Here is a 22,749-nt window from a genome sequence, read left to right as displayed (position 1 = left end):
GAAATAACAGAAAAGTGAACCAGATAGGTTCATTTTGGGCTGTTATTTATTCTTCAATTTTTGCACCTTCTGGTGTGCCAGTGATCACTACGTCAGCACCACGATGAGCGAAAAGACCCACAGTCACCACACCAGCGATGCCGTTTATTTTGTCTTCCATTTCTTTCGGGTTGGTAATTTGCATATTGTGCACATCCAGAATCACGTTGCCGTTGTCAGTCACAACGCCTTCACGGTAAGCTGGATCACCACCTAGTTTTACCAATTCACGAGCCACGTAAGAGCGTGCCATTGGGATTACTTCAACAGGCAATGGGAACTGGCCAAGTACGTCAACTGCTTTAGTGCCGTCAACGATACATACGAACTTATCAGAGATTGCTGCGACAATTTTCTCACGAGTCAGAGCCGCGCCGCCGCCTTTGATCATTTCACGTGCTGGGTTGATCTCATCTGCGCCATCAACATACACATCCAGCTTCATTACATCGTTACACTCGTATACTTCAATACCAAGCTCTTTAAGGCGCTCAGTTGAAGCGACAGAGCTAGACACTGCACCTTTAATATCATCTTTGATAGTGCCTAGTGCATCGATGAAGTGATTCACGGTAGAGCCAGTACCAACACCGACAATGCTGCCTTTCTCAACATATTTTAGTGCTGCCCAACCAGCCGCTTTTTTCATTTCATCTTGAGTCATGCCAATCTCCTGAATAGATGTTCGTTAACGTTTGCGGGCGTGATTATAGCGGCTTACTTGTCACTTTCCCATTGCCATATTTGGCTTGGGGTCACGATCTTAGGTAATGGAATATCCCAGCTTTCAATTGGTAAGCGTTCTACATGTTGGCAGTCATGAGCGATACCGACAGGTTTAGCACCCTCTCCAGTTATAAACCAACGTGACAGAGTACGATCGTAGTACCCTCCGCCCATGCCTAAGCGGTGTCCGATACTGTCGAACCCAACTAAAGGCGTGCAGATTAAATCAAGCTGGCGAACGGGTTTGAGGTGTCTGATATCGAGCTTGGGCTCTAAGATGCCGTACTTGTTGTAGACGAGCTGTTCATCACTTATATACTGAAGAAACAGTAACTGACCTTTAGAAAAGGGATGGATGACGGGCAGATAAACCGATTTTCCCTGTTGCCATAACCATTCAATGAGCGGTTTAGTATCAAGCTCACCGTCTGCAGAAAGGTAGATGGCAATATGTTGCGCCTGATCGATTTCAGGAAGTTGGGAAAATTGAGTAATAAGGTCGATTCCCGCTTGGTATTGCGTATCACTGCACAGAGCGTTGCGCTTTTCACGAATCAGTTTGCGGAAGTCTTGTCGAGAGAGGTCTGACATAGAGAGAATACCCCAGGGTGCCGTTGAGGATTGTGGCCCTTGAACCAGCTGGTTCAAGGCGGATCAGCAATGACAACCGTAGGCTTCTCGGTGCATGCCGAGCTTGCTCAATAGTTACCAAATACTAACCCTTAGGTATTGCTTATCGGCTCAGGGACTTAAATCCTGCTGACGCACACCCCAGGGTAAATTTTGTATTTACTGCTGTCCTTGCGTAACTTTGCTTAGTGCGTTCTCTAAAGACGCGGTGAGCTTTTCCATTCGCTCAGTAATTTCTTGCTGTTGACCATTGGATTCGTATGACTTGGTGTGCAACTCATAGCAAATATTCAATGCAGCAAAGGTCAGCAGTTGGATTTCATTGGTTACCTTAGTACGTTCGCTCATTTCTTTCAATCGGCGATCCAGATCTTTTGCCGCTGCAACAAGAGACTCTTCTTGTCCTGTCGGACAATTCACACGTGTAAGTTTGCCTAATATTTCAACGTCGATCGCTTGATTGCTCATGATGAATAAACTCTATATTCGCGCTATCTAAGGTGTTGCTTCATACAACTACCGAGGAGCAAACTATAGGAAAACCGCTATTAAGATTCAAGCATTTCCCATCACAGAAAGAGAAATGATGACGAGATCACACAGGAATTGGGCAAATTGAACAAATGCTGTCCAAAATTGAATTTGATAGCCGTTTCAGACCACTAACCTTGATGGTAGGATATACCAATACATTATTACGCAAGAATGAGCCAAGTTATGAGTGAAATCACCCTTCCTGAATACCAATCTATTGCTGCTGAACTGCAATCGGCAAGCCTGGCTGTGACACCGGCGGAGTTACATGGCTTATTTGTTGGCATGTTAAGTGGTGGATTGGCGATCAATGATCAAACTTGGCAGCCGATTCTTTTTGACTACACCAATGATGGGATGGGGTGGCCCTCGACAGCACTCACTTTTGCTCAGAGCATATTCAACGTTACTGTTAATGAGCTTACTGGCACATCAATGGAGCTGTCTTTACTATTGCCAGATGAGCCGGGCGAAGAAGGCTTATTTGCATTAGCCGACAGTGTGTCCGACTTTGTAAACCACTTTATTTCTGGGCTAGGTCTAGCAGGCGTTGCGCTTAACAAAGCATCTGATGACGCTAAAGAAGCACTGGCTGATCTAGAAGAGATTGCCAAATTAGGCATTGATGAAGATGACGATCTTGGTGAACAAGCGCAATTGCTAGAGCAAGTGATTGAGCACATCAAAGCTTGCGTACTAACGATTCATGCTGAATTTGGTGTTCGTCCTGAAAGCAGCGACAAAAAACCTACTATTCACTAATCGTAGACCGTCCAGAGGTTAGTATGAAGCAATATGATGTAGTCATTGCTGGTGGTGCCATGGCTGGTGCAACGTTAGCATTGGCGATTGACCATTTGTCTCAGGGAAAGCTCCGCATTGCCGTCGTTGAGCCTTTTAAAGCACAATCAGATATGCACCCTGGTTTTGACTCTCGCTCAATCGCATTGTCTTACGGTACTGTCAATCTGTTGCGTCAACTACAGCTCTGGACGTCAGTAGAACCGTTTGTCACACCCATTGAACATATCCACGTTTCTGACCGTTCTCATGCTGGGATGACGGAGATTACCAAGCAAGAGGTTGGGGTTGAAGCTCTAGGGTATGTTGTAGAATTAGCCGATGTTGGGCGTGTATATCAAGAATTATTAGACAGTAGCGAGTCAATTACGCTGTTTTGTCCTGACTCCGTTACCGATATCGAGCGCGAGCAAAACTGTACCCATGTGACGTTGAAAAGTGGTGAGCAACTTGAAGCAAAACTGCTGGTGGCTGCAGATGGTGCTGTTTCGACCTGTTGTCAGAAAATTGGTCTAGAACTTTCTGAGCAAGATTTTGAACAAGTGGCTGTCATTGCCAATATTGTGACTCAAGAACCTCATCAAGGTAGAGCCTTTGAACGTTTTACTGAGAATGGCCCTGTTGCTTTATTGCCAATGAGTGACAATCGAATGTCCTTAGTTTGGTGTTTGCACCCTGAAGAAGCCCAAGCCGTTCTTGAGTTATCTGATCAAGCATTTCTCCAGCGTTTACAGAACGATTTTGGTTGGCGTTTAGGCGCGATGAAAAAAGTGGGGCGCCGTGCAAGTTACCCATTGCTTCTTCGCCATCGAAAGCAAAATATTTCACATCGCTTTGCGATTGTTGGAAATGCGGCGCAAACGCTGCACCCGATAGCTGGACAAGGCTTTAATCTCGGTATTCGCGATGTAGTCTCACTAGCAGAAGAAATTGTGCAGCAAAGTGAGGATGTGGGTCTTTATCAAGGCCTGATGCGCTTTAGTCAACGTAGAGAAGCAGATCGAAGCGAAACTATTTGGCTAACCAGTGCCTTAGTACATGTTTTTTCAAATGATTTACCCGCGATGCGAATTGGCCGAAATACTGCCTTAGCAGCGATGGATAACCTTTCTATTTTTAAGCAGCCGCTACTACGCCATACACTTGGCTTGGTAAAACGATGAACGGCCGCACTGAATTAGGTAATAAAAAGCAATGATGCAAAGTGTAGATATCGCCATCATCGGCGGAGGGATGGTTGGGTTGGCACTTGCTGCCGCGTTCAAAGACAGTGATCTGCGTGTCGCCGTTATTGAAGGTAAAGTGCCAGATGATTCGTTGAAAGAATTACCCGATGTTCGTGTGTCTGCGCTGAGCCGCTCTAGTGAGACGATTTTGCGTAAACTTGGTGCTTGGCAGGGCATAGAACAGCGCCGAGCTTCGCCTTACCATGGCATGGAAGTATGGGAACAAGATAGCTTTGCCAGCATTGAATTTAATGCACAAAGTATGGCACAACCTGATTTAGGGCATATTGTTGAGAATCGTGTGATTCAACTTGCACTGCTTGAACAAGTCCAAAAGCTCGATAACGTCACGATGTTTATGCCTGCACGTTGCGCGACTCTCGCGGTCGGTGAGCAAGAAAGCTGGCTGACGCTCGATAATGGCCAAGCCATGACCGCTAAATTAGTGGTCGGAGCCGATGGGGCGAATTCGTGGCTTCGCCATCAAATGGATATTCCATTAACGCATTGGGACTATGGTCATCATGCTTTGGTCGCGAATGTCAAAACTGCTATGCCACACAACAGCATTGCGCGCCAGATATTTACTCCTCACGGACCGTTGGCATTTTTGCCAATGTCGCAACCAGATATGTGCTCTATTGTTTGGTCCACGGAGCCAAATCGAGCAGAGCAGTTAGTGGCAATGAGTGAACATGATTTCAATAAAGCGTTGACGAGTGAGTTTGATGCTCGACTTGGTCTATGTGAAGTAGTGGGAGAGCGTGCTGCGTTTCCTTTGAAAATGCGCTATGCGCGAGATTTTGTTGTCGAGCGAGTCGCGCTGGTTGGTGATGCGGCCCATACCATTCACCCATTAGCGGGGCAGGGTGTGAATTTAGGTTTATTAGATGCGGCCAGTCTTGCTCAAGAAGTATTAGCACTTTGGAAGCAGGGTCAAGATATCGGCAGTAAACGCAACCTAAGAAGCTACGAGCGTTGGCGAAAAGCGGAAGCGGCAAAGATGATCGCTACTATGCAAGGGTTTCGAGATTTGTTCTCTGGCGAGAACCCTGCTAAAAAGCTTGTTCGTGGCATTGGCTTGAGTTTAGCGGGGCAACTGCCGGGAGCGAAAGATGAGATCATGAAGCGCGCGCTTGGTTTAAAGGGACACTTGCCGGATCTGGCGCGTCAGTAAGTGCAAAGCGAACTTCAAATACACAAAAGGCTGGTTAATCCAGCCTTTGTTTTATCAACATTTTGCTAAGCATATGCGCATCGGAGTTTCATTATTTCTTGATTGATCTCTTTGACCGCTCGGAAATGGCGTTGCTCTGCTTTCTCCGGCAGTATTAACTTACCGTTATCAAACTCGAATCTACCGACCCCGTAAATATAAATTCTTCCTTTAAAAAGACGACTTATATGTTTAGCAATCATACTTGGTGTATAGCGCTTAAACAGTCTCATATTTACTTTCCTTTTATCTAACCTAGCCTAGGTATTCTACGTTCTGGACGCGAAAATTATTGTGACAGCAATAGTATTAAATACAGATGTAGGGTGTTGCGTCAGAGAATTGTGTTGTCTTAGACAATTTGACAGTGTCATCTCTTAAATAGCGTGAGGATTACCCCAAAAATAACCTCTCTAAAGGAACCCTTACCCAATACACTCCTTTTTACGTGACGCATTAAGCAATAGTTTTGTTACAGAATTAAGAATAGAACGAAAACGGTTGTTTGCTAGTTGTTTCTATTAAGGTCGTGCTTCGCGTAACACACTTTGCGTTCTAACGATTAGAGGAAATGAAAGAGAAAAAGTTCCACGTAAAAAAAGCCCGCTTCAGCGGGCGAATAGTCACAGATGCATTACACAAAAGTGGATAACTAACTGCATGAATGCTGTCACTCAGCTAGCTGACTCACTTTATATTGGTTAAGTGCTTGTTTGAAACTTAACCAACAAATTCAGCATATACGAGTTTTATCTTTGTGACTATTTATGTTTTATATGTGATTAAAAATTCTCATGTCTATTTTTGTAGATATGAGCGAGATCACGCAGTGATAGAAACACTACGTGTCATTACATTGTTTTTAGACGATTAACGACAGATCTCAGCTACGGTCGGCTGGCACAATTGGATAAGATCTTGAATAGAAAGCGCCAGCCCAGCCATTCGATCGCCACTGCTGATCGTGACTTCCTGTTCTTCTAGTAAGCTAGGGTCGAACACGATTGGCATATGACGTTTTAGTAGCAGAGGAGTGACAGTACCAATTTTGTAACCAGTGATGGACTCAACATCGGCTTGATCAACACAAGTCATCCGGCGACATTTCAGTAACGAGCGCACTTTTTTGGGATCAACGCTACGATCACCTGGCGCACAGGCGAGTGCATATTGATTACCCATGTCTCGTAGCAAGATTGCTTTCACCATTTGAGAGGGGCGAATGCCGCGTTGGTGCGCGGCATCCTCAATGGTGGTTGCTGGTCTTTGATGCGGTAACAGACGAAACGGAATGTGTTGGTCTGTGAGAAATTGCATCAAAGGAGTATTGATTGTATTACTCATCATCAAGACTGTAAGGCAGTGATTCGATTGTCCATTCACATTCTGGTTGCGCAACCAAACGAAGACGAGTGTCCTCATCGAGATTATTAGGCAGCACGATCAGGCCAATCGCGTGATTGTCACTGAACTGGTAGTGATTTAATAAAGCACCTACTGAACGCCAGTTTTCACCTACGCTGCGTTCGAGCTCAATTGGTTCGTCACTGAATGGAGCAGAAGTTGCACCTTTTACGATATACATCGCACGTTTATTGGTACCGCGATACTTCGCTCGTGCTACCGTTTCTTGTCCCGTGTAGCAGCCCTTTGTGAAGCTTATGCCTCCTAAAGCTTGCACGTTGAGTGCTTGTGGAATGTGAGCATTCTGCGCGGATGCAGAGACAAATGGTAAACCTGCCTCAATATCGAAACGATTCCAAAGCTCATTTGTCGTAAAGACAGCGTCGGTAGTTTCAACGATTTGCTGTGCTTCTGGCGCACTTAATATCAGTAACCAGCGATCTTGTGCAACTTGCACTGCTGTGCCACCGTCAACTGCGCGAACGCTGCCAGTTGTCTTGCTCATTGTTGAAATGAATTCGTCGGCTTTGACGCCAGCAACACCTAAGATAACGTCATCAGAAGCTTCAATCGTTACTTTAGAGAAAATGGCGTATTTCTTTATTTCATTAAGTTCTACGTCAATCGCCGATTTTGGTTGGATCATGCCGTAGCCATCATGATGATGGAAAAGGCGGAACACGCTCCACACTTTGCCTTTTGCATCACAATGTGCGCCCAGTGTTGATTGGTCTTGTTCTAAAGAAACAACATCGCAGGTAACCTGACCTTGTAAGTATGATTTTTTATCATCACCGATCATGGTGATCATGCCGAAGTTATCCAGCAGTGAGATAGATAACTCTGGAAGCGCGTCTTGAGTTGAGAGAGGTAATGCTGAAAAACGAGTTTGCCATTCCATAATTACAATGCCTTTTGAAGATATTTTTCCGCTATGTTATACCCAAATAACCTTGAGATACTAGGGGAGCGATTTACGAATCAACATTTGTCTGCTTTCACTATCGTATTGTGACCCGCACACTAGTGACGTAGCACATCCCTTGTTACACTCCGCACTAACAACAAGACATCTATGAAGGAATAGTGAATGTACACTCCGGAAGAAAAAGCGCGTATTAAATGGGCTTGTCGTCGAGGCATGCTTGAGCTTGACGTAGTAATTATGCCGTTTTTTGAAGAGTGCTTTGATACTCTGAGTGAACAAGAGCAGCGTGACTTTGTTTCTTTACTTGAATGCGATGATCCTGATCTGTTTACTTGGGTAATGGGGCATGGCCGTAGCGAAAATTTAGGTCATGCAGCAATGGTTGATAAAATTGTCGCCCATAACCTCAGCAAAGTTCGTTAATTTTACTGCTTCTCCCTCTCTGACTGCCCGAGTCCTCAATGTTGTACTTTTCTTATTGATGACTTGGGCTGTTATCTTCTCTAGCATTCCGCTCGTATTATCGACTTATTTGTTATTACTGATTGTTAAGGCTCTCTCAAGCCAAGGCCTTGTTCAACCTACAAGTCATGGGCATTGGTATGTGCACTGCGATGGCTCGGTTAGGTTTGATGCCCTTGAGTGTGGCGAATGCTCGGAAGATATTGAGTCCGAAAAGGGTCATTTACAGCGAGTCGATACATCGGCATCACCATTCAAGATAACATTCCAATTGCAATCTGGCCGTGTTGTTACGATTTGGCGTGATAGCTGTGACGATGAGCAGTATCGTCAACTATCTTTGGTATTACGCCAATGGGAAATGAAACAGGGAGCTAATGCTCCCTGCTGATGTAATAGTTTACTTGGTAAAGTTAAAGCTGTTTAGCTGGAACCAAAATCGTTGGGCCGCTGTTTTCCAGTTGGTTCGGATAGTCAAGCGTGTAGTGCAAACCTCGACTCTCTTTACGCTGCATCGCACAACGAACCATCAACTCTGCTACTTGTAAAAGGTTACGCAGTTCTAATAAGTTGTTCGACACTCGGAAATTGCTGTAGTACTCGTGTGTTTCTTGTTGCAACAGTTGGATACGGCGTAAGGCGCGCTCTAAACGCTTGTCAGTTCGCACAATGCCCATGTAGTCCCACATAAACAGACGAAGCTCGTGCCAGTTGTGCTGAATGATCACTTCTTCATCACTATTGGTTACTTTGCTTTCATCCCAACATGGCACCTGTGAAGGTAGCTCAACGTTAGTGTGATGTTTTAGAATATCTTTTGCCGCAGACCAAGCATAAACCACGCATTCGAGAAGTGAGTTTGATGCCATGCGGTTAGCACCATGCAGCCCGGTGTAGCTAACTTCACCAATCGCATACAAATTTTTCAGATCGGTGCAGCCATTTCTATCCACCATGACACCGCCACAAGTGTAGTGTGCAGCAGGTACGATTGGGATTGGCTCTTTAGTCATGTCAATGCCCAAGTCCATCAAACGTGAATAAATGGTTGGGAAGTGTTTCGTAATAAAGTCAGCAGGCTTATGGCTGATGTCGAGATACATACAGTCGGCACCTAAACGCTTCATTTCGAAGTCGATAGCACGAGCCACGACGTCACGCGGAGCAAGCTCTTTACGTTCATCGAAATCCGGCATAAAGCGAGAGCCATCTGGACGACGCAGGTAAGCACCTTCGCCACGCAACGCTTCAGTCAGCAAGAAGTTACGTGCTTCTGGGTGATATAAACACGTAGGGTGGAACTGGTTAAATTCCATATTCGCCACACGACACCCTGCACGCCAAGCAATCGCAATACCATCACCAGACGACACATCTGGGTTAGAGGTGTATTGATAAACCTTTGAAGCACCACCTGTAGCGAGAACCACAAATTTGGCTCGCACGGTTTCGACATGCTCTTCGTTGCGGTTCCAAATATAAGCACCGATAACTTTGTTTTTATCACCGCCAATTTTGTCTTCGGTGATTAAGTCCAGAGCATTGTGACGTTCGAGAACATGAATGTTTGGATGGTTATGAGCGTTATCTTGCAGGGAGGTTTGCATCGCCATACCTGTCGCATCTGCCGCGTGAAGAATACGACGACGGCTATGACCACCTTCACGAGTTAAGTGGTAGCGAGGTTCATCGTCAGAGTCATCTTCTTCACGATCAAATGGGACACCACCGTCAATCAACCACTGTACACACTCTTTTGAATGCTCAGCAATGAACCTTACGGTCTCCTCATCGCAAATACCATCCCCGGCGATTTGCGTGTCTTCAACGTGTGAATCAATGGTGTCTGACTCATCAAATACGGCAGCGATACCGCCTTGAGCATAGTAGGTTGCCCCTTCGCTGCGTGGTCCTTTACTCAGCACCATCACCTTACAGTGGTTAGCAACGCGCAAAGCCAACGACAAACCTGCCGCGCCACTCCCTACCACTAATACATCACACTCATGTTCACGATTTGTGTTCATATAACTTTTATAATCCCAAGCTAAGGTAACAAAGTTACCTTGTGTATTATTTGCACACCATGTGCATTCCATTATCGCGACATCTGTCGCTAAGGGCTAAGTTGGGAGACCTATCGACGTCCGTGTTACGGCGGTGACTGAGCCACTCTTCTTTTTCATGCAGAGCATGAGCATGCTTCCTAAGTTATAATTTGTAACGCGGTGTTCAGATAGCCATTAGCCATGCAAATGAAAAGTAATAGTTTGTCAATGCCATTGCTTTTCCATGCCCGACCCAGCACAATCTGGGACAGAGATCATTCATTATACCCATTTCCCTCCAAGATGCTCGCTTGTCAAACTTAGACTAAAGTCAGGCAGCGGTGGTCATTTGGGTACAGACATCACATTGTGAAAAAACAATGACAAAAAACTTGAGAAACCATGGAACTTTCTCATTCACGTTAGGGTCACAATAGTGCTCAAGTAAGCAGTGGTGTCAATACTACGTTTTGCATAATTAGTACCCATATCTGAGAAGAGTAGGGGCATAACAAATAGGAGTATCCGCTCGAATGAACGAGCAGCTGACCGATCAAGTATTGATTGAGCGAGTTCAGAATGGCGATAAGCAAGCATTCAACCTGTTGGTAACAAAGTACCAGAATAAGGTATGTAATCTTATTTCCAGATACGTTAGTAATCCTGGCGATGTACCAGATGTAGCACAAGAAGCGTTTATTAAAGCTTACCGAGCTATCCCTAGCTTTCGTGGGGAAAGTGCGTTTTATACGTGGCTGTATCGCATTGCAGTGAATACTGCGAAAAATCACATTGTTGCTCAAGGGCGTAGACCTCCAGCGACAGATGTCGATGCTGAAGATGCTGAATTTTACGAAACAGGTAGTGCACTTAAAGAAATATCGAACCCTGAGAACTTAACGTTGTCCAAAGAATTGCAACGGGTGGTGTTCAGTGCAATCGAAGCTTTACCTGAAGATTTAAAAACCGCAATGACATTACGAGAGCTCGATGGCTTGAGTTATGAAGAAATTGCAGAAGTGATGGATTGCCCGGTAGGAACGGTACGATCGCGTATCTTCCGTGCTCGTGAGGCGGTGGAAAAGAAAATCAGACCTCTTTTGCAACGCTAGTACAAGTAATAACTATGGTGAAAATAATGGCTGACAAAGAAAAACTTTCAGCTCTCATGGATGGAGAATTGGTCGATAAGGCTTTAATTCAAGAGTTAGAGCAAGACCAAGAGAGCCGTGATGCTTGGCAGAACTATCACCTGATTGGTGATGTGATGCGAGGTGAAGCGCCAGCAAAACCTGAGTGGAATATTGCTGAAAGCGTGGCGTTAGCGTTAGAAGATGAACCTGCACACCGTGCGTTTGATTCGCACAGTGCAAATGTTATCTCAATTGCGGATACGCCAAAAGAGTCGCAACCAGAACCGCAAAAAGCAAAACGTCAGTTGCCAGGTTGGTTGACGCAGTTTGGTCAAGTTGCTGTTGCTGCATGTGTATCGCTTGTTGTTATTTTAGGTGTACAGCAGTACGGTGGTAGCGATTCAATGTTGCCGCAAACAGATCAATTACCTGTATTGCAGACGGTTCCGTTTGCTGGCAGCGCAGAACCAGTGAGTTTGACTCGTGAGTCTGTAGAACGTTCTGTAGGCGAGGCAAATATGCAAGAGCAGCGCAAGCGTGTTCATGCTATGCTGCGAGACTACGAATTGCAGTTACGAATTAACAGTGATGCATCTCAACAAGATGCAAATCTGAATCCGGATATTGAATGAAAAAATTTCTGATCAGCGCTTGCGCTCTGTTCAGTATGATGTCTTCTCAAGCCTTTGCTGGTGATAAGCCAGCGGAGGCTTTATTGCATCAAATGAGCGAGGCGAGTAAGAATTTAAGTTACGAACTCTCTTATATCCTTATCAAAAAGAACAGCATTGAGCCGTTGCTGTATCGTCATGCCACGCATGGTGACGATCAATATGCTCACCTTGTCTACTTAAGTGGCCCCGTGCGTGAAGTGATTCGTCGCGGAACTGAAGTAAGTTACATCGAAACGGGTTTAGAACCGTTCACCATCGAGTCAGGTAAAATGGTCGCTCCGACTATGCCTATGCTCAACACCAATATCGATGAGCTAAACTTGTATTACGACTATGTAAAAGTGGGTAGAGCTCGTGAAGCTGGTGTGGCAACACAAGTGCTGCGTATTGTTCCTAAAGACGGTCTGCGCTATTCATACGTACTATGGATCGATGAGAAGAGTAAATTGCCGTTACGTGCCGACCTTGTGGACCGCGATGGTGAGATGCTTGAACAATATCGCACTATTTCTTACACGGTAAATCCAAAAATCGCAGAGTTAATGAGTGGCCTGCAAGATGTTCAATTACCTGCTGTTCTCACCATGCCAAAAGGCGATATTGGGACCAGTAATTGGCAGGTTGGTTGGATCCCTGAGGGTTTCGAGCCGAACGAGCTCAACCGCTATCGAATGGCCGTTACTAATCAAATGGTGGAGAGCCAGCTGTATTCTGATGGTCTGTTTAGCTTCTCTGTTTACGTGGCAAACAAAGATGAGCATTCGTTAAAAGGGCAGTTGGTTCGCCAAGGCAGAAGAACGCTACACAGTTTTGTGAGCGGTCAACATGAAATCTCTGTTGTAGGAGACATTCCACCGACCACAGCACAGCGTATAGCCCAATCTGTCACATTTAATGTAACAAAGAGTAAATAACAATGATGACCGCGTTGGCTACCGTGACAGACGTGCATCGTCGCGGCAAGCAATACGAAATTGATTTAAGTTGCGAACAGCAGACCAGTTGCAGTAGTTGCTCTTCACAGAAAAGCTGTGGAACGGGCGTTGTTACTAAAGCCATTGGTAACAAGAGTTTATCTTGGCACCTGCGCACGGATAAATCGGTGAAAATAGGTCAAGTCGTCGAGATTGGTTTTCCTGAGTCGAGCCTAATAAAATCAGCAATGGCGGTTTATTTACTGCCATTGTTTGGTTTGATTATCGGTGCGATGTTTGGTCACTTCCTATTAGCGCCGCTGACAGCCGGCGGGGAAGGCATCATCATATTGGCATCGGTATTGTTTGCCGCTGGTGGAATGTGGATCGCAAAACGTGTTTCTCGTCCGTTAGAAGATGAATCCAAGCGCCAAGTTACCCTCGTTCGGGTACTTGGAGAGCCAATCCAGTAAGTGCTGTCCCCCTCCACTAAAGGTTATTTGGGTATGTACTTTAAATTACGTGCGCCCGTTAACGAAATTCGGTAGAATCTGCCAACTTGATTGAAATGCCGTCAGTAGATGGCGTTTCTTACTGTCCCTATTTGTAAAGAGTTAGTCACCCTAAATCTATGAAGCACATTCGTAACTTTTCGATTATCGCCCACATCGACCATGGTAAGTCGACCCTATCAGACCGTCTAATCCAAGTTTGTGGCGGGTTAACCGATCGTGAAATGGCCGCACAGGTTCTGGATTCTATGGATCTTGAACGTGAGCGTGGCATCACCATCAAATCTCAGAGTGTGACGCTAAACTACACCGCTAAAGACGGTGAGACGTATCAGCTGAACTTCATCGATACTCCGGGGCACGTTGACTTTGCATATGAAGTATCACGTTCTCTAGCGGCTTGTGAAGGTGCGCTATTGGTTGTGGATGCGGGTCAAGGTGTTGAAGCTCAAACACTGGCTAACTGTTACACCGCGATCGAAATGGATCTAGAGGTTGTGCCAATCTTGAACAAGATTGACCTACCAGCAGCCGATCCTGAGCGTGTAGCGGAAGAAATTGAAGAAATCGTTGGTATCGATGCAATGGAAGCAACCCGCTGTTCTGCGAAGACAGGCATCGGTGTTGATGACGTTCTAGAGAACATTGTGTCAGCGATCCCTGCTCCGGAAGGTGATCCAGATGCGCCACTACAAGCGCTGATCATTGACTCATGGTTTGATAACTACCTTGGCGTTGTTTCTCTAGTGCGTATTAAAAACGGCGAACTGAAGAAGAACGATAAGATCAAAGTGATGAGTACGGGCCAAGTTTGGGGTGTAGACCGCCTTGGTATCTTTACGCCAAAACAAGTAGATACCGATACCCTTCGTACTGGTGAAGTAGGTTGGGTTGTTTGTGGTATCAAAGACATTCTTGGTGCCCCTGTTGGTGATACGCTGACTCTAGCGAAGAATGGTTGTGATAAACCGCTACCTGGCTTTAAGAAAGTTAAACCTCAGGTTTACGCAGGTCTGTTCCCTGTATCTTCCGACGATTACGAAAACTTCCGTGACGCACTAGGCAAACTAAGCCTCAACGACGCATCGCTATTCTACGAGCCAGAAAACTCTGCGGCACTTGGCTTTGGTTTCCGTTGTGGTTTCCTTGGCATGTTGCACATGGAAATCATCCAAGAGCGTCTAGAGCGTGAATACGACTTGGATCTTATTACCACAGCACCAACGGTAGTTTACGAAGTTGAGAAGACGGATGGCGATCTGCTGTATGTTGATAGCCCAGCAAAACTACCAGCGATCAATGACATTGAAGAAATTCGTGAACCGATTGCGCGTTGTAACATCCTTGTGCCTTCAGAGTACCTAGGTAACGTAATCACACTGTGTGTTGAAAAGCGAGGCAGTCAAGTTGATATGGTTTACCACGGTAACCAAGTCGCTGTGACTTACGATATTCCAATGGCTGAAGTGGTACTGGATTTCTTCGATCGTCTGAAATCAACATCACGCGGTTACGCATCTTTGGATTACAACTTCCAGCGTTTTGAAGCTTCGAACATGGTACGTGTAGACGTTCTTCTTAACGGTGACACTGTTGATGCATTGGCGATGATCACACACAAAGATCAGTCTCAGACTCGCGGTCGTCAGTTGGTAGAGAAGATGAAAGAATTCATCCCTCGCCAAATGTTTGATATCGCAATCCAAGCGGCAATTGGTAACCACATTATCGCTCGTTCAACGGTAAAACAGTTGCGTAAGAACGTTATTGCGAAATGTTACGGCGGTGACGTAAGTCGTAAGAAGAAACTTCTGAAGAAACAGAAAGAAGGTAAGAAACGCATGAAGCAGATCGGTAACGTTGAGCTGCCTCAAGAAGCGTTCCTAGCCATCCTTCACGTAGGTAAAGACTAAAGTTGAACTTTGTCTCACACTTGTCGGTCTTAAGACGTTAGATATTAAAATAAGTGAAAGGGTTTCGGCTCTTTCACTTTCGTATTTTTAGATAAGGGAATTTAATGGCGAATACATTCTCACTGATGTTGGTTATTGCGACTTTGGTAACTGGCGTGGTTTGGCTATTGGAAAAGCTGGTTTTCGCGAAAAAGCGTCAGGAAAAACTGGCTGAGATTCAAGCTCAGACGTCTAATGGTTTGGATGCAGTGACCTTGCAAAAAGTTGAGCGTCAGCCTTGGTGGGTTGAAAATAGCGTCTCTATTTTCCCTGTGATCGCGTTCGTTTTAGTATTACGTTCTTTTATCTACGAACCATTTCAAATCCCATCAGGCTCAATGATGCCTACCTTGCTGGTTGGCGATTTCATTTTAGTTGAGAAGTACGCGTACGGTCTAAAAGACCCAGTATGGCGTACTCAGCTAGTGGAAACTGGTAAGCCTGAGCGTGGTGATATCGTGGTCTTCAAATACCCACCACAACCAAGTGTGGACTACATTAAGCGTGTAGTTGGTTTACCTGGTGATATCGTGCGTTATTCAAGTGATAAGCAGCTTTGCGTGCAAAGCCAAGGCGAATCGGCATGTAAGCCAGTTAAACTGAGCAATGTTGAAGAAAGTCAGTTTAGCTCGAACGGTATTCCAATGATCCAACTGGATGAAAAATTGGGTAACGTTGAGCACAATATTTTGGTTAACCCTCTTGTGCGTAACCGCGTGGAGCAATATTTCCCACGCAGCGGCACGACAGAGTGGGTTGTACCACAAGGTCAGTATTTTGTGATGGGTGATAACCGTGACAACAGTGCTGACAGCCGTTACTGGGGCTTTGTTCCAGAAGCAAACTTAGTCGGTAAAGCTGTCGCGATCTGGATCAGCTTCGAGTTTGATCGTGGCGCAGATAGTGTTCTACCTTCATGGATTCCAACTGGTGTGCGTTTTAACCGCATCGGTGGCATTCACTAACCATTCAAATATCGAGAGAGTATGAATTCTCCAATTGATAAACTAGAGAGAAAGCTCGGCTACCAGTTTCAAGATGCCGGGCTTATCAATTTGGCGCTGACGCACCGCAGCGCCAACAGTAAGCACAATGAACGTCTTGAGTTTCTGGGCGATTCAATTTTAAGTTTTGTCATCGCTGATGATCTGTACCATCGTTTCCCAAAAGTGAACGAAGGTGACATGAGCCGCATGCGTGCTACTTTGGTTCGCGGACATACATTGGCGGAACTGGGTCGTGAATTCGATCTAGGAGATTATTTAAAATTAGGTCCAGGTGAATTGAAGAGTGGCGGTTTTCGCCGAGACTCTATTTTAGCCGATGCGGTTGAAGCCATTATTGGCGCAATTTACCTAGACAGTGATCTTGAAGTTGTGCGAGGCATTGTACTGAGTTGGTATCAGTCACGCCTTGAAGCCATTAAACCAGGCGTTTCACAGAAAGATCCGAAAACTCGCCTACAAGAGTTCCTACAAGGCAGAAGAAAACCGCTGCCTGTCTACACAGTGACTAATATTAAAGGTGAAGCGCACAACCAAGAGTTCACGGTTGAGTGCGAAGTAGCAGGTGTGGATAAGCCTGTAATCGGTAAAGGCACCAGCCGCCGCAAGGCAGAACAAGCGGCTGCTGAAACAGCACTTGAGCAATTAACAAATGGCTGATAACGAATTCGATATCGATGCGTTTTTCGCATCACAAGGTGAGCCAAGCTCGCCAGAAAACCAACACTGTGGCTTTATTGCTATTGTTGGTCGTCCAAACGTAGGTAAGTCGACACTTTTGAACAAGATTTTGGGTCAGAAGATTTCGATCACCTCTCGTAAGCCGCAAACGACACGCCACCGTATTATGGGTGTGGATACGGACGGCGATTACCAAGCGATTTACGTCGACACGCCTGGACTTCACATTGAAGAAAAGCGTGCGATCAACCGTTTGATGAACCGTGCAGCTAACTCGTCATTGAGTGATGTAAACCTTGTGTTCTTCTTAGTCGATGGTACGCATTGGACTAAAGACGATGAGATGGTGCTGACCAAACTTCAAAAATCGAACTTCCCAGTTGTGCTTTGTGTAAACAAAGTCGACAACGTACAAGATCGTAACGACGTGATGCTACACATGGCGGAGATGTCGAAGAAAATGGACTTCGTGGATGTTGTGCCAATCTCTGCCAAGCAAGGTAAGAACATTGACGTACTGCGTAAGCACGTGCGTAATCACTTACCTAAAGCAACGCATCACTTCCCAGAAGAATACGTGACTGACCGTTCTCAGCGTTTTATGGCGTCTGAGATTGTGCGTGAAAAGCTGATGCGCTTTACTGGTGAAGAGCTGCCATACTCAGTAACGGTTGAAATTGAACGTTTTGATTACAACCCCGAAACCGACGGTTTCCACATCAATGCCTTGATTCTTGTTGAGCGTAATGGTCAGAAGAAAATGGTGATTGGCAAAGGCGGCGAGAAGATTAAAACCATTGGTCGCGAAGCGCGTTTGGATATGGAAGAATTGTTCGGTCGTAAAGTTTACCTAGAAACCTGGGTAAAAGTGAAATCTGGCTGGGCAGACGACGAACGAGCGTTGCGTTCGTTGGGTTATATAGACGATTTATAATCTTGGCTGCGAAGGTGCTTCGCTCCAACATCGATGAAAAATCAGTATCGATTAAAATAAGGAGCCGCTCGGCTCCTTATTTTTTATTTCACACTTTTTAGGCACAATGACTTAGATGAGTAATCTGTCTTCCGAAGGTTTACAGCGCTGTTTTGTATTGCACCGACGCCCTTACAGTGAATCGAGCTTAATCCTTGATGTATTTAGTGAGGAATATGGCCGAATGACTTTAATGGCCAAAGGCGCGCGCAGTAAGCGTTCGAACTTAAAAGGCGCATTGCAACCTTTTACCCCGCTATTACTTAAATGGTCGGGGAAAGGCTCGATGAAAACTTTGCGTCAAGCCGAGCCGATAAGTCTAGGTTTGCCGTTAACGGGCATTAATCTCTACTCAGCCATGTACGTCAATGAACTGATTGGCCGTATTTTGATGGCTGAAGTGCCGATGCCAGCACTATTTCATGATTATTTGCATGCGTTAACCGAGTTGGCGCACAACGAGAACCCTGAGCCTGCACTGCGTCGTTTTGAGTTAGCCTTGCTGTCTGCTATGGGGTATGGCGTGGATTTTTTGCATTGTGCAGGTACCGGCGAGCCCGTCGACCCAGAAATGACCTATCGTTACCGGGAACAGAAAGGGTTTATTGCTTCGGTTAGGCGCGATAACCTCACGTTTTTAGGGAATGAACTGATTGCTATCAGTGAGCGGCGGTTCGTCACTAAAGAGCAGCTAAAAGCGGCAAAACGCTTTACACGTATAGCCTTAAAGCCGTATCTTGGCGGCAAACCTTTAAAAAGTCGTGAATTTTTCATTCAGACCCCCAGAGCACGGAGTAACGGAAAATGAGCTCAATTTATTTAGGCGTCAATATCGACCATATTGCCACTCTACGTAATGCACGTGGTACAAAATACCCAGATCCTGTTCACGCTGCTGAAATTGCTGAGCGTGCAGGCGCGGACGGTATCACTATCCACTTACGTGAAGACCGTCGCCATATTTTGGATCGTGATGTACGTATTCTGCGTGAAACCATTCAAACGCGTATGAATCTAGAGATGGCAGTGACGGACGAAATGGTTGAGATTGCGCTGCAAACTAAACCAGAGTTTGTGTGTTTAGTGCCTGAAAAGCGTGAAGAACTGACGACGGAAGGTGGCTTAGATGTAGTAGGGCAGCTTGAAAAAATTAAAGCTGCGACGAAAAAGCTGACAGATGCAGGCATCAAAGTTTCGCTCTTTATTGATGCTGACCGTCAACAGATTGAAGCTGCGAAAAAGTGTGGCGCTCCGTTTATTGAGCTACATACTGGCCATTATGCAGATGCGACGACAGAAGACGAGCAACAAGCTGAACTGAAGAAGATTGCTGCTGGTGCGAGTTATGCACATGACCTAGGTATTATTGTTAATGCCGGGCATGGCCTGACTTATCACAATGTCGCACCAATTGCTGCATTACCAGAAATTTACGAACTCAACATTGGTCACTCAATCATTGGTCGCGCAGTATTTGATGGTTTAAATAAAGCGGTTGCTGACATGAAAGCACTGATGATTGAGGCTCGCCAGTCATAGGGCTATCTAGATGGCGATTATAGGGTTAGGGACCGACATTGCAGAAATTGAGCGTATTGAAAAAGCGTTAGCTCGTAGTGGTGAACCTTTTGCTCAGCGGATTCTTTCAGAAGAAGAAATGGCCAAATTCTCACAGCTTAAGCTGCAAGGGCGTTATCTTGCTAAGCGCTTTGCTGTTAAAGAAGCGGCCTCAAAAGCATTGGGTACAGGGATCGCAAAAGGGGTCACGTTTCACGACTTTTCCATCTCGAACGATGAGCTTGGAAAACCAGTGCTCGCATTGACGGGCACAGCCAAGCAAATAGCGGATGCGATGGGCGTTAACCACATTCACCTGTCCATTTCCGATGAGCGTCATTACGCTGTGGCGACGGTCATTTTTGAATCCTAGCTTGTAAGTCTTAAACAAAATACTAAAAAGCCAGAGCATTTGCTCTGGCTTTTGTTTCTCTTCAATAGATCACTGTTCAAGGTATAACTTTGCGGTTGTTGTTACTTTAATCATTTCATCTTGCAGCTCGAACATTTCAGGCTCAACTTCCTCAAGACTGATCCCTGAGCGCAGTGCTTGCTCAAGCGTCGCACAGAGTGATTTCAGCCTTGGAACGCCACAATATGAACTACTGCCGTGCAGCTTATGGATGACATGAATTAGGTCGTCACGAGAGATATCTTCTTGCTCCAGAGCTTGGTCAACAACTGCTTCTACTTCAGGGATGAACTCAATCAACATGCGCAGCATATCTTTGGCGAGATCCTCTTTATTCGCGCTCTGTTTCAAGGCTGCTTGCCAATCAATAATCACATCCTGCTGAGGCGAAGAAACGGATTGTGGTGCGCTTCCTTCAGGTTCATCAACGTATGAAGGGGCGACTTTGCCAATGCTCTCTGTACAAGCATTTGGGTTCCAGTGAACCAAAACTTGTTGTAGCACATGCTCTTCAATAGGTTTGGTCAAGTAGTCATCCATTCCTGCCGAGAGCAAGCGGTCTCGTTCCCCTGCCATGGCATGCGCCGTTACCGCAATTACTGGCGTGTCTTTATTTAGCTCCAACTCTTTAATGTGCTTACAAGCGGTCACCCCATCCATTTGTGGCATTTGAATATCCATGAAGATTAAATCGTACTTTTTCTCTGTCGCCAGGTTCACCGCTTGCTGGCCATTGCTACAGGCGGTGACGGTTTCTACTCGTTCGCGGAGCAGTGCAGAGATCAGCTTCAAGTTTGCAGGGTTGTCATCCACTGCTAGTACAGTGAGAGGTAAACGGTCCCCTTCGCTTGGCGTAATTGGAGCGCTTAATACCGGTGGCGATTCTACATGTTCGCTAATCAGGCTTTGTAGCAACTTACGGCGAGACAATGGCTTCGTCAGGCACTGGACGTGATGCTCTGTCATTATTTGGTCCGCAAGCGCCAATTCGGTACTCGGTGTCCCTAGGAGAACACTCGGAGCCATGCGTTTCGCTTGTTCTATCCAAGGTGTAATAACTTCCGCATCGTGAGTCTGGTTGGCCGCTAAATTCAACAATACATAATCATATTGTTCTTCGTTGTTTGGTAGCGAAGAGCGGTAGGTTACTAAAATACCCTCCTGACTTAGAATCTGTTGGGTTACGGATGCGGCTTGCATGTTTGGTTCAATCAGTAGTAACTGCTTCCCAGTCAGAAGTTCCACTTCAATCAGTTCGCTCATTGGCATCTCGGTTGAGTGCAAGCGCACCGTAAACCAGAAGGTTGAACCTTGGTGTAGACGGCTGGTTAAACTGATTTCGCCGCCCATCTGGCTCACCAGTTTCTGAGTGATGACCAGACCAAGGCCAGTACCACCGTAACGACGTGAAATACTGGCATCCGCTTGGCTAAAGGCTTGGAACAACTGCGCTTGCTGACGCTCAGAGATACCAATACCGGTATCACGCACCATGAATTGCAGTTCGACGGAGTCTCCTGATTGAGAGCGCATTTCTACGCTAACATCAATGTTGCCTCGCTCGGTAAACTTGATTGAGTTACCGACTAAGTTCGTCAAAATTTGCTGGATACGTAGTGGATCCCCAACTAAACCTGGTGGAATTTTAGGGTCCACTTTTAGGGTGATTTCTAACCCTTTCTCATGTGCACTTGTGGCTTGTAGGTTAATTACCTCTTCTAAACTTTCTCGGAAATCAAAAGGAATGTTTTCCAGCGCCAACTTACCCGCTTCAAGTTTCGAGAAGTCGAGAATGTCATTGATGATATTCAGCAAGTTGTTCGCCGATTTCTCAATCGTCTGTAGGTAATCCGTTTGGCTGTTAGAAAGCTGCGTTTTAAGCATTTGACGAGTAAAGCCAATCACCCCATTGAGCGGAGTACGCAGCTCGTGCGACATGTTTGCCAAGAACTCTGACTTAACCCTGGCCGCTTCTTGCGCGCGTTTCTTCGCGATATCCAGCTCAACGTTCTGAATTTCTAGCTGCTCAAGCGTTTCACGTAAGTCGGACGTGGCTTGGTCTATACTGTGCTGCATCTCCACGTGATATTCTGATAACGATACCGCCATGGCGTTGATGCCATTTTTTAGCTGGTCTAACTCCCCGTGCATTTTGCCTTCGATACGCACATCCAGATGACCGCGGCGAATGCGGTCAACGACATTCTTCATGTGGGTGATAGGTTGGGTCACATCGTGCATTAGACGTGAAGCAAACACACTTGCTAAGCCAAGACCGAGAACCAGAACTAAAAACGCAGAGAAGACTTCTTGATACTGTTGCAGCCTCAAGGAGGAGAGATCTAACTCGACGGCGATGTAACCAATCGCTTTTGTGCCTTGGCTCTCGTTCGACAACTCCGCTAAGTAGTGACCTTCTGACAAAATGGGGACACGCAATATCAGTGAGTTTTCGTAGATTTCCGAATTACCCAGTTGCGGGATCGGTTTATCTTTGGGAAACATCAAGGCTTCAAAATTAGGATGAAAGTTAGAGGTTACAAAGAGCTCATGATGTTCATCAAATACCGCGATACTACGAACCAGTTTGGAGTTTTTACGGTGCGCGTAGCTTATCAAGCGACGTACCGCCTCTCGGCTTTCTGATAGTAGATGAGTTTCACTGGCAATCGCCAGCGGCTCAATAATGCTGTTACCAGTGGTGATAACTTGTTTCTCAAGGTCTTGGTAGCGGTTAAATGAGAAAAAGCCGCTCAGTAATAAACCAATAATGAGAGTGGGAGCGAGAGTTAGTGTAATTACACGTGCTCGTAAGCCATATCTGGTCATGTTATCTAATTACATCGGAGTCTGGATATGGGAAAATAACGCATTATTTCTCAAGCGCACGATAAAGCCTTGAGCAAAGAAGTGACGTCACCGA

Annotated in this window: 24 protein-coding genes and 1 other RNA gene; 16 read left to right on the top strand and 9 right to left on the bottom strand. The window is 45.7% G+C overall.

The window, feature by feature from the left end; translation table 11 throughout:
* Positions 1-46 precede the first annotated feature (46 nt).
* From rpiA to R7035_RS10770, 4 genes are all read right to left on the bottom strand, one after another.
* Positions 47-703 (bottom strand): ribose-5-phosphate isomerase RpiA, encoded by a 657-nt coding sequence (rpiA, locus tag R7035_RS10785; RefSeq protein ID WP_005380982.1) that lies wholly within the window; start codon positions 701-703, stop codon positions 47-49.
* Positions 704-756: 53 nt separating this feature from the next.
* On the bottom strand, positions 757-1,356 hold the full coding sequence (locus R7035_RS10780; RefSeq protein WP_005384552.1) for a 5-formyltetrahydrofolate cyclo-ligase: 600 nt from the start codon (positions 1,354-1,356) through the stop codon (positions 757-759).
* Between the two features lie 5 nt (positions 1,357-1,361).
* A non-coding RNA gene (gene ssrS, locus R7035_RS10775) (6S RNA) lies at positions 1,362-1,546 on the bottom strand.
* An 8-nt stretch (positions 1,547-1,554) separates the two neighbouring features.
* Positions 1,555-1,863: a cell division protein ZapA gene (locus tag R7035_RS10770; RefSeq protein ID WP_005384553.1), complete on the bottom strand. Its 309-nt coding sequence runs from the start codon at positions 1,861-1,863 to the stop codon at positions 1,555-1,557.
* Positions 1,864-2,112: 249 nt separating this feature from the next.
* Between R7035_RS10770 and R7035_RS10765 the strand changes: the two genes are divergently transcribed.
* From R7035_RS10765 to R7035_RS10755, 3 genes are read left to right on the top strand one after another with little or no spacing between them, the layout of a single operon-like run.
* Complete coding sequence (locus R7035_RS10765; protein ID WP_005380976.1) at positions 2,113-2,691, top strand: YecA family protein; 579 nt, start codon at positions 2,113-2,115, stop codon at positions 2,689-2,691.
* A gap of 23 nt (positions 2,692-2,714) precedes the next feature.
* The gene (gene ubiH / locus R7035_RS10760; RefSeq protein ID WP_005380974.1) at positions 2,715-3,893 is read left to right on the top strand and encodes a 2-octaprenyl-6-methoxyphenyl hydroxylase; all 1,179 of its coding nucleotides are present in this window, start codon (positions 2,715-2,717) and stop codon (positions 3,891-3,893) included.
* A gap of 31 nt (positions 3,894-3,924) precedes the next feature.
* Positions 3,925-5,133 (top strand): FAD-dependent 2-octaprenylphenol hydroxylase, encoded by a 1,209-nt coding sequence (locus R7035_RS10755; protein WP_033907445.1) that lies wholly within the window; start codon positions 3,925-3,927, stop codon positions 5,131-5,133.
* Between the two features lie 65 nt (positions 5,134-5,198).
* On the opposite strand, the gene R7035_RS10750 is transcribed toward R7035_RS10755, so the two are convergent.
* The 3 genes from R7035_RS10750 to ygfZ all read right to left on the bottom strand — a co-directional run bounded on the left by R7035_RS10750 (position 5,199) and on the right by ygfZ (position 7,477).
* Positions 5,199-5,405 (bottom strand): DUF1107 domain-containing protein, encoded by a 207-nt coding sequence (locus R7035_RS10750; RefSeq protein ID WP_005380970.1) that lies wholly within the window; start codon positions 5,403-5,405, stop codon positions 5,199-5,201.
* A 637-nt stretch (positions 5,406-6,042) separates the two neighbouring features.
* A complete protein-coding gene (locus R7035_RS10745) occupies positions 6,043-6,516 on the bottom strand; it encodes an aminoacyl-tRNA deacylase (protein ID WP_005384562.1) in 474 nt (157 codons plus the stop codon).
* Positions 6,509-7,477: a tRNA-modifying protein YgfZ gene (gene ygfZ / locus R7035_RS10740; protein WP_005380959.1), complete on the bottom strand. Its 969-nt coding sequence runs from the start codon at positions 7,475-7,477 to the stop codon at positions 6,509-6,511. Before ygfZ ends, R7035_RS10745 begins: the two co-directional genes overlap by 8 nt.
* A 189-nt stretch (positions 7,478-7,666) precedes the next feature.
* Between ygfZ and R7035_RS10735 the strand changes: the two genes are divergently transcribed.
* The gene (locus R7035_RS10735; RefSeq protein WP_005380951.1) at positions 7,667-7,927 is read left to right on the top strand and encodes a succinate dehydrogenase assembly factor 2; all 261 of its coding nucleotides are present in this window, start codon (positions 7,667-7,669) and stop codon (positions 7,925-7,927) included.
* A complete protein-coding gene (locus R7035_RS10730; RefSeq protein ID WP_232284629.1) occupies positions 7,896-8,357 on the top strand; it encodes a protein YgfX in 462 nt (153 codons plus the stop codon). The genes R7035_RS10735 and R7035_RS10730 overlap by 32 nt, the downstream gene beginning before the upstream one ends.
* Before the next feature lie 22 nt (positions 8,358-8,379).
* On the opposite strand, the gene nadB is transcribed toward R7035_RS10730, so the two are convergent.
* Positions 8,380-9,993, bottom strand: coding sequence for an L-aspartate oxidase (gene nadB / locus R7035_RS10725; RefSeq protein WP_005380947.1), 1,614 nt, complete (start codon positions 9,991-9,993; stop codon positions 8,380-8,382).
* A gap of 554 nt (positions 9,994-10,547) precedes the next feature.
* Between nadB and rpoE the strand changes: the two genes are divergently transcribed.
* The 11 genes from rpoE to acpS all read left to right on the top strand — a co-directional run bounded on the left by rpoE (position 10,548) and on the right by acpS (position 19,787).
* Positions 10,548-11,126: an RNA polymerase sigma factor RpoE gene (gene rpoE, locus R7035_RS10720; protein WP_005380946.1), complete on the top strand. Its 579-nt coding sequence runs from the start codon at positions 10,548-10,550 to the stop codon at positions 11,124-11,126.
* Between the two features lie 26 nt (positions 11,127-11,152).
* Positions 11,153-11,779, top strand: a complete 627-nt coding sequence (locus tag R7035_RS10715; protein WP_256901312.1) for a sigma-E factor negative regulatory protein — start codon at positions 11,153-11,155, stop codon at positions 11,777-11,779.
* Complete coding sequence (rseB, locus tag R7035_RS10710; RefSeq protein ID WP_005380941.1) at positions 11,776-12,735, top strand: sigma-E factor regulatory protein RseB; 960 nt, start codon at positions 11,776-11,778, stop codon at positions 12,733-12,735. Before R7035_RS10715 ends, rseB begins: the two co-directional genes overlap by 4 nt.
* Positions 12,736-12,737: 2 nt before the next feature.
* A complete protein-coding gene (locus tag R7035_RS10705; protein WP_005384575.1) occupies positions 12,738-13,208 on the top strand; it encodes a SoxR reducing system RseC family protein in 471 nt (156 codons plus the stop codon).
* A 158-nt stretch (positions 13,209-13,366) separates the two neighbouring features.
* Positions 13,367-15,160, top strand: a complete 1,794-nt coding sequence (gene lepA, locus R7035_RS10700) for a translation elongation factor 4 (RefSeq protein WP_005380934.1) — start codon at positions 13,367-13,369, stop codon at positions 15,158-15,160.
* Between the two features lie 104 nt (positions 15,161-15,264).
* Positions 15,265-16,164, top strand: a complete 900-nt coding sequence (lepB, locus tag R7035_RS10695) for a signal peptidase I (RefSeq protein ID WP_005380933.1) — start codon at positions 15,265-15,267, stop codon at positions 16,162-16,164.
* A gap of 21 nt (positions 16,165-16,185) precedes the next feature.
* A complete protein-coding gene (rnc, locus tag R7035_RS10690) occupies positions 16,186-16,863 on the top strand; it encodes a ribonuclease III (RefSeq protein ID WP_005380932.1) in 678 nt (225 codons plus the stop codon).
* Complete coding sequence (era, locus tag R7035_RS10685; RefSeq protein ID WP_005380931.1) at positions 16,856-17,818, top strand: GTPase Era; 963 nt, start codon at positions 16,856-16,858, stop codon at positions 17,816-17,818. Before rnc ends, era begins: the two co-directional genes overlap by 8 nt.
* 115 nt (positions 17,819-17,933) lie before the next feature.
* On the top strand, positions 17,934-18,665 hold the full coding sequence (gene recO / locus R7035_RS10680) for a DNA repair protein RecO (RefSeq protein ID WP_005384578.1): 732 nt from the start codon (positions 17,934-17,936) through the stop codon (positions 18,663-18,665).
* Positions 18,662-19,396, top strand: coding sequence for a pyridoxine 5'-phosphate synthase (pdxJ, locus tag R7035_RS10675; protein ID WP_005384579.1), 735 nt, complete (start codon positions 18,662-18,664; stop codon positions 19,394-19,396). The genes recO and pdxJ overlap by 4 nt, the downstream gene beginning before the upstream one ends.
* A gap of 10 nt (positions 19,397-19,406) precedes the next feature.
* Positions 19,407-19,787 (top strand): holo-ACP synthase, encoded by a 381-nt coding sequence (gene acpS / locus R7035_RS10670; protein WP_005380927.1) that lies wholly within the window; start codon positions 19,407-19,409, stop codon positions 19,785-19,787.
* A gap of 69 nt (positions 19,788-19,856) precedes the next feature.
* Here acpS and barA read toward each other — a convergent pair whose 3' ends face one another.
* Positions 19,857-22,655 carry a two-component sensor histidine kinase BarA gene (gene barA / locus R7035_RS10665; RefSeq protein WP_033907441.1) on the bottom strand — a complete coding sequence of 933 codons (2,799 nt, stop codon included), beginning with the start codon at positions 22,653-22,655 and terminating at the stop codon, positions 19,857-19,859.
* Between the last annotated feature and the right edge of the window lie 94 nt (positions 22,656-22,749).

Source organism: Vibrio sp. 1731 (assembly GCF_033339955.1).
GTDB lineage: Bacteria > Pseudomonadota > Gammaproteobacteria > Enterobacterales > Vibrionaceae > Vibrio > Vibrio alginolyticus.
Note: the sequence above shows the minus strand (reverse complement) of the source record. Positions and strands in the feature narration are given on the sequence as shown.